Here is a 13,162-nt window from a genome sequence, read left to right as displayed (position 1 = left end):
CGCTCTCGAGACCGACGCAAAGGAGGTTCTACGCATTTCTATTCCCAGCTCTCAAACCTTATGCTTCTCCTCTCAGCTTTTCCCCTGCTCCTTACCGTCATTTCCTAGAAGGAGGAACGACTGAGTAGGAAATCTCTTTTCACCGACAAGTACCAAATCGTTACTTTAATGGGGCAAATCATTATTGAAGTTTCTTATTTGGCTCTCTGAGATCCCCGACTCGCTCCTTCGTCGCTCTCGAGGATGACGCGAGGAAAATCCAACGCTTTCCATTTCTACCTCTAAAATCTCGTTTCTCGATTCTAATCTCTCGTTTGTTTTTCTTGCATCTCGACTCTCCAATCTCGCCTCTTTCAAACACAAAAAAAGCGAGCACTGAGGCTCGCTTTTCATTCTTTTCGCTAGTTTTATCGGGGTGTTACGACACTTATGCTACGTGAGCTACTGCGTCGCGAACCAATGTACCTAGTTCGTCCCACTTACCTTCATCGATAAGTTTTGTTGGCACCATCCAAGTACCGCCACATGCCAGTACTGAAGGGATAGACAAGTACTCGTCTACGTTACCTAGGCTCACGCCACCTGTTGGCATGAATTTCACTGGGTAAACCGCCGTTAATGCTTTAAGCATACCTACGCCGCCAGATGGCTCAGCAGGGAAGAACTTAAGTGTACGCAGACCCATTTCCATCGCTTGCTCAACAAGGCTTGGGTTGTTTACGCCAGGTACGATAGCCACGCCTTTGTCTAGGCAGTATTGAACCGTGCGAGGGTTAAAACCAGGGCTTACGATAAAGTCCACACCAGCTTCAATCGCTTGGTCAACTTGCTCGTTAGTTAGGATAGTACCTGCACCGATCAGCATTTCTGGGAACTCAGCGCGCATAGCACGAATTGCTTCTGCAGCACACTCTGTGCGGAACGTGATTTCAGCGCAAGGCATACCGTTTTCAACCAAAGTGCGGCCCAGTGGAATCGCATCTTCTGCTTTGTTGATGGCAATAACAGGAATTACTTTTAGGTTTGCTAATTGTTCGTTTAATGTCGTCATAAGAGTGTACTCGTCGTCGTTAACTTGAGTTCAATAAATCACTGCGGAGCGCCGATTACTCAACGCTCCGCAAAAGAATTACAAAGGAAGATCTGGCATCACTTCACGTGGAATGATGGCACCTTTATGTTGAATTACCGCGCCAGCCATACAGTGGCCAGAGTAAGCCGATTCCGCTGCATTGCCGCCAGTCAAACGCTTCGCCAAGAAGCCCGCACTGAAAGAATCACCAGCCGCTGTTGTATCAATCACGTTGTCGACTTTGTTTGGCGCCACGTATTGCGCTTCGCCATTCGCGACAACCAAGCAATCTTTGCTACCACGTTTGATGATGATTTCATCCACGCCCAGTGCAGAGGTTCTCTCGATGCACTGTTCTAGATGCTCGTCACCGTAAAGCATTTGCTCATCTTCAAATGTGAGCAGTGCGATATCTGTGTGCTTAAGGATCTTAAGGTACCAAGACATGGCATTCTCGCGGCTTTCCCACAATTTAGGACGGTAGTTGTTATCGAAAATAACCTTACCACCTTGTGCCTTGAAGCGCTCAAGGAAGCCAAACAGTTGCGTCTTACCTTCTTCAGTAAGGATCGCTAATGTAATACCGCTCAAGTAAACCGCATCGTACGAGTAAAGTTTGTCGACTAACAGCGGAGACTCGTTTTGCTCGAATAGGAACTTAGCGGCCGCTTCGTTACGCCAGTAGTGGAAGTAACGTTCGCCAGTTTCATCGGTTTCGATGTAGTAGATACCTGGTTGCTTTTCTTTAACGGAAAGAACCAGACTAGTATCGATGCCCTCTTCTTGCCATGCTGATAGCATTTCTTGGCTAAAAGGATCGTTACCCAGAGCCGTTACATAGCTGGTTTTGATATCGTGAGCTTTGGTCAAACGAGATAAATACAGTGCGGTATTCAACGTATCACCACCGAATGACTGCTTTAGCTGACCTTCCTTTTTCTGTAGCTCAACCATACATTCGCCAATGACCGCGATGTTTAATGATTTCATGTTGTCACCTTAGCAACTGAGGTTGCGCTATAGATTATTTTAAGAAGTCTTCACGTGCTGGGTTGAAGATGTCTAGAAGAATGCTGTCTTGCTCTAATGCAACTGCACCGTGCATCATGTGCTTACGAGCAAAGTATGCATCACCTTCTTTCAGTACTTTCTTCTCGCCTTCGATTTCTGCTTCAAAGCTGCCACGTACTACGTAACCGATTTGATCATGGATTTCGTGAGTATGCGGAGCGCCAATCGCGCCTTTATCAAAACATAGGTGAACCGCCATTAGGTCATCTGTGTAAGCAACAATTTTACGCTTGATACCGCCGCCTAGCTCTTCCCACGGGTTCTCATCTAATACAAAGAAAGAATTCATCGTCATACTCCTAAAAAGTCTCTATTAAAGCGAACCCTACGGCACTTCATTCTTAACCATGCTTTATTAAAAGGTCCTCTTATAAAAAGCGTCGTATTGATAAAAGTGAAACGCGAAGCGAAAGGGTCTGCTGTCGAATTAGTAACGAGCATATCCGATCCATCTTAATTGTCATACAATATATCTAAAAATATGTGATATTCATCAAACGGTGCTCGTTAAAGCATTCCACTTAACGATTGATAACGCCGAAACATCAGTCACAACAAGGATTACCACAACAATATAAATCAATGACTTAGCTAAATTCGCGTGATTTCACTCTCCCTTTTTGCCACAAAAACTACACCCAAACTTAATATTGTATTACTTTATAGAAAGTTTAAGAAAACAACACACTTCATCTGAGGGTGGTAAAGAAATGACTACACAACCGATTTTGTTGACTGAAGCAGAAGTCGAACTACTAAGAAAGGAAGTCGGAAAGCCGAGCTTAATGGGCAAATCCATTGAAGCGAATCGCAAGGAACTTGAAGCCTTTATGCGTCTGCCTCTAGACGTACCAGGTCACGGCGAAGCGGGTGGCTACGAGCACAACCGCCACAAACAAAACTATACCTACATGAACTTAGCGGGTCGTTTGTTCTTGATCACTCAAGAAGAAAAGTACGCGCAGTTCGTTAAAGATCTTCTCGCTATTTACGCAGAGAAGTACCTCACTTTTGATTTCCACGTACAGAAAAACACTAACCCAACAGGTCGTCTTTTCCACCAGATCCTTAATGAACACTGTTGGTTAATGTTTACTAGCCTTGCTTACTCTTGCGTGGCATCAGTGATGACAGAAGAAGAGCGCACAGCCGTTGTTGAGCGCATTTTCGAACCAATGCTAGACATGTTCACAGTGAAATACGCGCACGATTTCGACCGTATTCACAACCACGGTATCTGGGCAGTTGCGGCTGTTGGTATTTGTGGTCTAGCTATTGGCAAACCTGAATATCTAGAGATGTCGGTATACGGTCAAGACCGTGATGATACCGGTGGCTTCCTAGCGCAAATCTCGCAACTGTTCGCCCCTTCTGGTTACTACATGGAAGGTCCGTACTACCATCGTTATGCGATTCGTCCAACTTGTGTATTTGCAGAAGTAGTACACCGTCACATGCCTGAAGTAGACATCTACAACTACAAAGACAAAGTGATTGGCAACACTGTACAAGCGATGCTGGCAACGGCTTACCCGAATGGTGAGTTCCCTGCCCTAAACGACGCATCTCGTACCATGAGCATTACCGACATGGGTGTTCAAGTTGCAGTGAGCGTTTACAGCAAACACTACGGTATGGATGACAATATCCTTGGCATGGCGAAGATTCAAAACGCCGTTTGGATGCACCCTTGTGGTCTTGAGCTTTCTCAAGCTTACGATAAAGCCATCGCTGACCGTGAAATCGGCATGCCTTTCTGGCCAAGTGTGGAACTAAACGAAGGTCCAACTGGTAACAACGGTGCACAAGGTTTTATCCGTATGCAGGATAAAACCGGTGATGTGTCACAGCTTGTGATGAACTACGGTCAACACGGTATGGGACATGGTAACTTCGATACGCTTGGCATTACCTTCTTCAACCGTGGTCAAGAAGTACTGCGTGAATACGGCTTCTGTCGCTGGGTAAACGTAGAGCCTAAATTCGGCGGTCGTTACCTAGACGAAAACAAATCGTACGCACGTCAAACTATCGCGCATAACGCGGTAACGATTGATGAGCAATGTCAGAATGGTTTCGATGTAGACCGCGCTGATTCAGTACACGGTTTGCCTCACTTCTTCAAAGTAGAAGGCACTGAAATCAACGGTATGAGCGCGTTTGCTAACGACCATTACCCGAACACAGACATGCAGCGCAGTGTGTTCATGCTTAACCTAGATGAGCTTGAAGCACCGCTATTGCTAGACCTTTATCGCATCGAAGGTGAAGGCGAGCATCAGTACGACTACTCTCATCAATACGATGGTCAAATCGTACGTACTAACTTCGATTACCAAAGCTTTGGTGAACTGAACACGCTTGGCGATGACTTCGGTTACCAACACCTTTGGAAAGTAGCAAGCGGCAAAGTGCAAGATACGGCGCTGGTTAGCTGGCTACAAAACAACACCTACTACACTTGGTTAGGCACAAGCAGCAGCGCGAAACAAAACGGCGAGAATGAAGTAATCTTCACTCGCACTGGCGCCAATGACCCAAGCTTTAACCTACGTAGCGAGCCAGCATTCATCCTACGTAGCAAGGGCGAATCGACACTATTTGCTTCTGTGCTAGAAACACACGGCTACTTCAACGAAGAGTTTGAGCAGTCGGTGAATGCACGTGGTCAGGTGAAAGATATCCGCGTCGTGGGTTACAACGCCGTTGGCAGCATCGTAGAAATCACGACTGAGAAATCACTGATTACTGTGATGATCAGCAATGTGCTAGGCGCTGACGACCAAACCCCACACCAAGTAGAATTGAACGGTAAAACCTACAGCTGGAATGGCTTCTACTCTCTAGAAGTGAACGCATTCGGGCAGGAGAAATAATAATGAGCTACCAAACCCAGTCTTACCAACCGCTATTAATGAACTTTGAAGAAGCGGCAGAACTAAGCAAAGCACTTGGCACGGATAGCCTATTAGGAAATGCATTAGCACGTGACATCAAACAAACTGACGCTTACATGGCTGAGGTCGGTATTGAAGTTCCAGGTCACGGCGAAGGCGGCGGTTACGAGCACAACCGCCACAAGCAAAACTACATCCACATTGATCTAGCGGGTCGCCTATTCCTTATCACTGGCGAACAGAAATACCGCGATTACATCGTGGACATGCTAACGGCTTACGCGAAGGTATACCCGACGCTAGAGAGCAACACCAGCCGTGACTCTAACCCTCCGGGTAAGATCTTCCACCAAACTCTGAACGAGAACATGTGGATGCTATACGCGTCTTGTGCGTACAGCTGCATTTACCACACGTTGGAAGAAGAGCAAAAAACACTGATTGAAAACGACCTGTTCAAACAAATGATTGAGCTGTTCGTTGTCACTTACGGTCACGACTTCGACATCGTACACAACCACGGTCTGTGGGCGGTAGCAGCAGTAGGTATCTGTGGTTACGCAATTAACGATCAAGATGCAGTAGACAAAGCGCTTTACGGCTTGAAACTGGATAAAGTTAGCGGCGGCTTCCTAGCTCAGTTAGACCAACTGTTCTCGCCAGATGGCTACTACATGGAAGGTCCTTACTACCACCGTTTCTCGCTACGTCCAATCTACCTATTCGCAGAAGCGATTGAACGTCGTCAGCCTGAGCTTGGTATTTACGAGTTCAACGATTCGGTCATCAAGACCACGTCTTACGCAGTATTTAAGACGGCATTCCCAGATGGTACTTTGCCAGCACTGAACGATTCATCGAAGACGATTTCGATCAACGATGAAGGCGTAATCATGGCTACGTCAGTATGTTTCCATCGTTACGAGCAGTCTGAAACGCTACTTGGCATGGCAGACCACCAGCAAGACGTTTGGGTTCATATCTCAGGTAAAACATTGTCTGACGCAGTTGCAGCCGCAGACAACATCAAGCCATTCAACTGGGGTAGCCTATTCGTGACTGACGGCCCAGAAGGCGAAAAAGGCGGCGTAAGCATTCTTCGCCACCGTGACGAACAAAACGACGACACAATGGCGCTTATCTGGTTTGGTCAGCACGGCTCCGATCACCAGTACCACTCAGCGCTAGACCACGGTCACTACGATGGCCTGCACCTGAGCGTATTCAACCGCGGTCATGAAGTGTTGCACGATTACGGCTTTGGTCGCTGGGTTAACGTTGAGCCTAAATTTGGCGGTCGTTACATCCCAGAGAACAAGTCTTACTGTAAACAGACTGTCGCACACAACACAGTAACCGTTGACCAAAAGACGCAAAACAACTTCGACACAGCGCTAGCAGAAACCAAGTTCGGTTCTAAGCACTTCTTCAAAGCTGATGACGAAAAACTGCAAGGCATGAGCGGTCGTATTTCTGGTTACTACAACGGCGTAGACATGCAGCGCAGCATCATTCTTGCTGAATTGCCAGAATTCGAAAAACCACTTGTGATTGATGTTTACCGCATCGAAGCAGATCAAGAGCACCAATACGACCTGCCAGTGCACTACTCTGGTCAAATCATCCGTACGGATTTTGAATACGATGTAGAAAGCACGCTGCGTCCAATGGGCGAAGACAACGGCTACCAGCATCTATGGAATGTGGGTTCAGGCCAAGTTCAAGGCAGCTCGCTTGTAAGTTGGTTGCACGACAACAGCTACTACTCGCTAATCACAAGCGCAACAAACGGCGGCAAAGTGTTCTTCACTCGCACAGGCGCAAATGATCCAGACTTCAACTTGAAGAGCGAACCAGCACTGATCCTACGTCAATCTGGTCAGAACCACGTGTTTGCCTCAGTGCTAGAGACACACGGTTACTTCAACGAGTCTATTGAAGCATCGGTTGGCGCTCGTGGCCTAGTAGAGTCAGTAACCGTCGTTGGCAACAACGAAGTGGGCACCGTGATTCGCCTGCAAACGACCACAGGCAACGCTTACCACTTCGCTATCTGCAACCTAGACGAAGACAAGCAAAACGCGGCACATCGCGTTGAGTTCGACGGTGTGACTTACACTTGGGAAGGCGCATTCGCACAAATTTAATCTTTAGCTAGTCACTAAAAATTAATGTAAAAATCGGGAACTAATTCAAAGCCGGACGTCATGTTCGGCTTTTTTTCGTCTTCATAAAACCGATCTTCGCTCACAATTATTCATATTGTATAGCTTGTAACCCTCTATTCCTGAAAGACTTTTCTAAGCTTTGACACCTACAAAGTGCTATCGCGCTTCCAAACCAAAGCAGCATGCTGAAGAATTACATTGCAAATAGTTGCGTAAGATCGCTAGTTAGCCGCAACCAAAATACAGAAGTTCGCTTTTCATCTTCATCTTTGTTCTCCAGAGAAAGAACTAACGCCTATTTGTGTTATTAAAATACATGAAGCACAACTTACTTCTACAGGATTAGAAGATAAGCCATCGTTGAAAACCGTGGAGAACAACATGAAAAGCAAGTTAGTCAATATTGTCGGCAGCGCCGTTTTACTGAGCTCCTTTGCCGCATACAGTGCCGAAGTCAATCTCGTTAACCCAAGTTTTGAACAAGATTTTTCTGGATGGACAGAGGTGGATCCAACCGCAGTCTCCGGTGTTGCCTATGACGGCGCAAAGTCAGCAAAATTCTCTGGCAGTGGTGCACGTCTAGAGCAGTTGGTTCCGGTCACAAGCAATACAGAATACACACTGAGCGCGTACGTGCTAGCAGATGCAAACATCGGCGTGAATGTTGGCAGCGACACTTTTAGCAAAACCGCTTCAAACTCAGATTGGGCGCAAACCACCATTACCTTCAACTCAGGAGATGCAACGGAAATCACCGTCTTTGGTGAATACAGTGGCGCTGAGGGTCGTGTCGATCTCTTCAAACTCACATCTTCTGAAATCATTGACCCGCCGACCACTTCCCTGCCAGTCTTCGATCTCGATCCTGCCCTGCCGCCATCAGGCAACTTCGACTTATTAGATTGGAAACTCGACCTGCCAGTTGATGATAACGGTAACGCGTCTGGCGATGCTCAAGAAGTGAAAGAAGGCGAACTCTCTAGCGGCTTTGAGAACAGCGAGTTCTTCTACACTGGTGATGACGGCGGTTTGGTGTTTATCTCACCCGTCGAAGGCGCAACCACATCTGCAAATACCAAATACACACGTTCAGAAATGCGTGAAATGCTCCGTCGTGGCGACACCAGCATCTCAACCACAGGCATCACCAAAAACAACTGGGTATTTGCGAGCGCACCAAGCGATGATCAAAACAACTCTGGCGGTGTGGATGGCGTCCTAGAAGCGACATTGGCCGTCAACGCAGTAACGACAACGGGTGATTCCAGCCAAGTGGGCCGCGTGATCGTCGGCCAAATCCACGCAAATAACGATGAACCAATCCGCCTCTACTATCGTTTATTACCTGGTCACACCAAAGGTTCGCTTTACTTTGCGCATGAACCTAACGAAGACGCGTCATCAGATCCAGAGCAGTTCATTAATCTTATTGGTAGTTCAGCATCCAACGCTTCAGAACCTGAAGATGGCATCGCACTAAACGAGTTGTTCTTCTACCGAATCGAAGTGCAAGGCAACCAACTTATCGTCACCATCAAACGTGATGACCACGAAGACGTCACTGAAACGGTAGATATGACCACCAGCGGCTATGATGTTGGCGGCCAATACATGTACTTCAAAGCGGGCGTGTACAACCAAAACAACTCAGGTGATCCAACTGACTATGTTCAAGCTACGTTCTACTACCTGACCAACTCGCACGACGGGTATGAATTCCCGTAGTGAGTTCGACCGATAGTTGATTAAAGCAAATACGAAAAAGCCGGACATCACGTCCGGCTTTCTTTATTCAGTTTGGTGTCAGTATTCATTTTGATGAAGAGATTCCCGACAACACGCTCTCGTCTCATCATCTTCAAGAGCGAGGTGGGGATCACTATACACCTAAACTAGGAACGCGCGCTTAACTCCACACGTTCCAAATTCGCATCAATACTCTGGTCGCCTTTCAACCTTTCCCAAAGTTGGCCTAACAAATCCAAGCTGCGCTCACTTGGGTAGCGTTGTGTTGATTCCAACAACTGCCAATCGCCATCTTTGCCCTTCTCCGCAAAGATAAATTCGAAGGAAAGGTTGTTCGACATTCCCAAACGCAAGTCAGACACAATCAGTGCATCATCTTCTACTCGATAGTTCAGATAGTCATGAGAGAAAGCCTTAAGCCCTTTCAAAGTCTCCGGCTTATCTGCCAAAGGCCAGCTGCCTAGCGGGTGCGAAACAAAATCAATACGCTCATCGCTATCGAGTACCGATGCCAAGCCTTCGTAATATTGGCCATCATCCATCACCACCACTCGCCACAAGAAGGTATTAAACGGTGTTGGCGTGATCAGCACTTGTTGGTTCGGTAAGTTCTGCGCCGCCAAGTTTTGCTCCACGCGAGATGCGATCATTTGCTGCGATGCGTAACCCCAACCGAGATAAAGCGTAGAGATGAGCACTACACTCTGACACCAACGTCCGCCGCGAGTTTTGGAAAACAGAGCCACACCAATGGCAAGCAATAAAGGCAGAGTGTAAAGCGGATCGATAATGAACACGTTCCGCAGCTCAAAATAGCCCTCAAATGGCCAAATCAACTGCGTGCCATACGTTGTCATTGCATCCAACAAAGTGTGGGTAACGAACACGCTCACGGTTAAAAAGAACACACGAGAAAGCGTCCAAAACGTATCTGGTCGCCAGCGGCAATAAAGCCAAGAAATCAGCAAAGCAAAAGGAGGTAACACCAAGAGAGAATGCGTAAAGCCGCGATGCTTGATTGTGTTTTGTACTGCGTCACCATAATCCAGAATCACATCCAGATCTGGCAAAGTGCCGAGCGCAGCACCCATCAGTAATACCTTCGCATTACAGCGCTTACCGGCAATCGCACCGGCGACAGTCGCGCCTAATGCAGCTTGTGTGATTGAATCCATATCCTGCTATCTATACCCATTCATGACAAAGATTGATTGAATCGAAAACTAAAACGCATTTCCATAAGTGTCAAACCGCTCACTAGCTTTGACTCTCTTATTTACTTACTTTTACACATTGAGTGTCGATCAAATGTCTTGGATAGTTTGAGGACAAGCTACTTAAAAACAGCAGTCTCTGGGCGGGATATTTCCTTGATCAATGCTTCACGTCTAAGCTCTAAAATCTCATCAATCAATTTCTCTTTTGCATTGATACCAAAGTGCTGATCGTAGTTTTTCACTTTTTCGATTTCGTGTGGGTGTAAACGGTACACTTCTTCTTTCAAGCGGGCCTCAGCTTCGCTTTTAATAAAGCCTTGGTTTTGGAGCAACTTAATGATCACTTCATCGGCTGCGTTTACTACTCTTGCCATGATTCTCCAATCTACTGGTTACGTTGTTCGCCAAATGGTTTACTCGTATCATCTGGCTTGGGCTTCTCATCTGGCATAGCCATTTAAGTCGCACAACTTATAACCCAAACATGACAGCTTTATTGCAGCCCAAGGTCATTTATTAGCAAAACATGAAATGCACCACATCGGTTCAACTGTCTGTTTTTCCTCACCATCATGGTTAGCGAATACCTACTTATTGTCTCGAGGATTCGCCCTCAAGCCTTGTCCTGCTTACCATTAACCGCCTTGTCGTTGATTGGCATACATCTCGCAACAGTCTCTTCGCTTTTAATGGTTTTCGGTTGTTACACTCTATTGACAAGGGCTTGCTCGAATAAGTCAAAAACCATGGATTTTCAAACGATTCAATGGAGTGACTTATGAACAAAAACGCGATCCTTCTATCTTTACTCGGTACGGCTTTCTTCTCTTCTCATGCGACGGCAGACGTCACTGCTATCCGCTCTAGCCTATTACATTTCATCAATGATCCTGCCAAGGTTGAACACCTGCCTGATGCCTACCAGTACTTCGAAGACGGCTTGTTAGTGATTGAAGATGGTCACATCAAAGCCATCAAAGCGTTCAGTGAAAGCAATACGTCACAGTACCAAGAGATTGTCGATCACAGGGGAAAACTCATCGTGCCGGGCTTTATCGACACACACATCCACTACCCACAAACACAAATGATCGCCGCCTATGGTGAACAACTGTTGGAGTGGCTAGAAACCTACACCTTCCCTACAGAAAAGCAGTTTGAAGACAAAGCCCACGCCAAAGCCATCTCTCAGTTCTTTATCAACGAACTGCTGAAGAACGGCACCACCAGCGCATTAGTGTTTGGCACGGTGCACCCTCAATCTGTAGAAGCGTTGTTTGAAGAAGCACTAGACAAGAACATGCGCATCATCGCAGGGAAAGTCATGATGGATCGCAACGCGCCAGACTACCTACTCGACACACCAGAAACGGGTTATCAAGAAAGCAAAAACCTGCTCAACAAATGGCACAACCAAGGGCGATTGCAATATGCCATTACGCCTCGCTTTGCGCCGACCTCAACGCCAGAACAGTTAGCGGCTGCCGGAAAGCTCAAAGCCGAGTATCCCGATGTGTATGTGCATACGCACTTGTCAGAAAACAAAAACGAAATCGAATGGGTGAAATCACTCTTCCCGGATCGTGAAGGCTACTTCGATGTTTACGAGCACTACGGCTTGGCTGGCAAGCGCTCCATCTTCGCCCACGCAGTTCACCTTACGGATAAAGAGTGGAGTGCATTTCAGCGTACCGATTCCGTGATTTCTTTTTGCCCTACCTCCAACCTATTCCTCGGTAGCGGTCTGTTCGATTTAGAAAAAGCAGAGCAAAAAGAGGTACGCGTCGGTTTGGGGACCGATGTTGGCGCAGGCACCAGTTTTTCTCAGTTAGAATCTTTAAATGAGGCTTATAAAATCATGCAGTTACAAGGAAAGAAACTCTCTGCGTTTAAAGGCTTGTACTTAGCGACATTGGGTGGTGCGAAATCGCTGAGTCTCGATGACAAGATAGGCAATTTCGAAGCAGGGAAAGAGGCCGATTTTGTTGTCCTTAACTGGGCGGCAACAGATTTGCAGAAGTTGCGTTACCAGCATTCCAAGAGCTTAGAAGACAAGTTGTTTGCCTTGATGATGTTGGGTGACGAACGAAACGTCGAAGCCACTTACATTGCAGGTGAGCTTGCGTATTCTACCGATGGCAAAGTCGCAACAAAGAGCAAAGTGAATGAACCAATCTAAGCAGATTAAGCCCTGCGCAAAAATGGCAAAAAGCCGGACTCTGATGTCCGGCTTTATCGAATTTATCTTGGCGAAACGTTCTTTATTCGTGCTCAAATCCATCTAATTTATCTCTCTATTAGGCCATTTATTGTCTTAGTTATAAAACTTGATTCAGCCCTCATTTTTATAACCCATATCCTTATTAAAGTTAGATCCCTCGCACTATTCTCTTGATTCACAAGTGATCTGACCATCATTTAATCGTTTCGTACGTTTCGCACTCACTTGTCATACAATATCATTTCTTTTGCAAGTTCAGGTAAGAACATCAAAAGGAATCAATGATGAAAAGTCATGTTGAAATTGCCATGGATGCTGTCGAGTTAGTCAAGCCATCCATAGAACGATTATTCGAACGAACCAATCGAAAAGAACTTCATATCGTGGTGATGGATCCTAGAGTCAAACCATGGGAAGCGTCTTTTACTGATGCCGTTCTCTATGAAACATCTCTGGGAAAACCACAAGAATGGACCATTCCATTTGATGAGTTCGCGAGAAACAAAGCGCAACAAGCGTGGCGTAACGGACGCCCTAATATTCATAACCAAACCACCCAAACCTCTTCTCTACAAGAAAACGATTTGCTGTTCTTCGGCTCATTTGTACATGGCGACGTCGTCGTTGCGTGCAGTGGTGTCGAGCAATGGTATGACATGCTCATAAGCGGCTGGATCGCTGTCGCATTTGAGCAGCTCTGCATGAGCGAATATCAAAACAATAAAACAAACCACCCTACACAAGCATACAAAAACTAACGGAAACAAAAG

General features: G+C 46.4%; 10 protein-coding genes. 5 read left to right on the top strand and 5 right to left on the bottom strand.

What is annotated here, in order from left to right; all coding sequences use genetic code 11:
- Nucleotides 1-427 precede the first annotated feature (427 nt).
- The 3 genes from VCHENC03_RS14730 to VCHENC03_RS14740 all read right to left on the bottom strand — a co-directional run bounded on the left by VCHENC03_RS14730 (nt 428) and on the right by VCHENC03_RS14740 (nt 2,432).
- Nucleotides 428-1,051, bottom strand: a complete 624-nt coding sequence (locus VCHENC03_RS14730; protein ID WP_005388506.1) for a bifunctional 4-hydroxy-2-oxoglutarate aldolase/2-dehydro-3-deoxy-phosphogluconate aldolase — start codon at nt 1,049-1,051, stop codon at nt 428-430.
- Nucleotides 1,052-1,129: 78 nt separating this feature from the next.
- Nucleotides 1,130-2,062 (bottom strand): sugar kinase, encoded by a 933-nt coding sequence (locus VCHENC03_RS14735; protein WP_005437155.1) that lies wholly within the window; start codon nt 2,060-2,062, stop codon nt 1,130-1,132.
- 34 nt (nt 2,063-2,096) lie between these two features.
- Nucleotides 2,097-2,432 (bottom strand): cupin domain-containing protein, encoded by a 336-nt coding sequence (locus VCHENC03_RS14740; protein WP_005450851.1) that lies wholly within the window; start codon nt 2,430-2,432, stop codon nt 2,097-2,099.
- A 421-nt stretch (nt 2,433-2,853) separates the two neighbouring features.
- Here VCHENC03_RS14740 and VCHENC03_RS14745 point away from each other — a divergent pair, with 421 nt between their 5' ends.
- The 3 genes from VCHENC03_RS14745 to VCHENC03_RS14755 all read left to right on the top strand — a co-directional run bounded on the left by VCHENC03_RS14745 (nt 2,854) and on the right by VCHENC03_RS14755 (nt 8,933).
- Entirely contained in the window at nt 2,854-5,019 is a 2,166-nt protein-coding gene (locus VCHENC03_RS14745; RefSeq protein WP_009705732.1) for a heparinase II/III domain-containing protein, read from the top strand.
- A gap of 2 nt (nt 5,020-5,021) precedes the next feature.
- Nucleotides 5,022-7,187 (top strand): heparinase II/III domain-containing protein, encoded by a 2,166-nt coding sequence (locus VCHENC03_RS14750; protein WP_009705731.1) that lies wholly within the window; start codon nt 5,022-5,024, stop codon nt 7,185-7,187.
- Nucleotides 7,188-7,589: 402 nt separating this feature from the next.
- Nucleotides 7,590-8,933: a polysaccharide lyase family 7 protein gene (locus VCHENC03_RS14755; protein ID WP_009705730.1), complete on the top strand. Its 1,344-nt coding sequence runs from the start codon at nt 7,590-7,592 to the stop codon at nt 8,931-8,933.
- A 167-nt stretch (nt 8,934-9,100) separates the two neighbouring features.
- Here VCHENC03_RS14755 and VCHENC03_RS14760 read toward each other — a convergent pair whose 3' ends face one another.
- Both VCHENC03_RS14760 and VCHENC03_RS14765 read right to left on the bottom strand, forming a co-directional pair.
- Nucleotides 9,101-10,129: a metal-dependent hydrolase gene (locus tag VCHENC03_RS14760; RefSeq protein WP_009705729.1), complete on the bottom strand. Its 1,029-nt coding sequence runs from the start codon at nt 10,127-10,129 to the stop codon at nt 9,101-9,103.
- 158 nt (nt 10,130-10,287) lie between these two features.
- The gene (locus VCHENC03_RS14765; protein ID WP_009705728.1) at nt 10,288-10,545 is read right to left on the bottom strand and encodes a hypothetical protein; all 258 of its coding nucleotides are present in this window, start codon (nt 10,543-10,545) and stop codon (nt 10,288-10,290) included.
- Between the two features lie 404 nt (nt 10,546-10,949).
- Here VCHENC03_RS14765 and guaD point away from each other — a divergent pair, with 404 nt between their 5' ends.
- Both guaD and VCHENC03_RS14775 read left to right on the top strand, forming a co-directional pair.
- Complete coding sequence (gene guaD / locus VCHENC03_RS14770; RefSeq protein WP_009705727.1) at nt 10,950-12,350, top strand: guanine deaminase; 1,401 nt, start codon at nt 10,950-10,952, stop codon at nt 12,348-12,350.
- A 326-nt stretch (nt 12,351-12,676) separates the two neighbouring features.
- Nucleotides 12,677-13,150, top strand: a complete 474-nt coding sequence (locus VCHENC03_RS14775) for a hypothetical protein (RefSeq protein WP_009705725.1) — start codon at nt 12,677-12,679, stop codon at nt 13,148-13,150.
- Nucleotides 13,151-13,162: the final 12 nt, after the last annotated feature.

This window comes from Vibrio sp. HENC-03 (assembly GCF_000305755.2).
In the GTDB taxonomy this organism is placed as follows: Bacteria; Pseudomonadota; Gammaproteobacteria; order Enterobacterales; family Vibrionaceae; genus Vibrio; species Vibrio owensii.
This window is presented reverse-complemented; position numbering and strand designations above follow the sequence as displayed.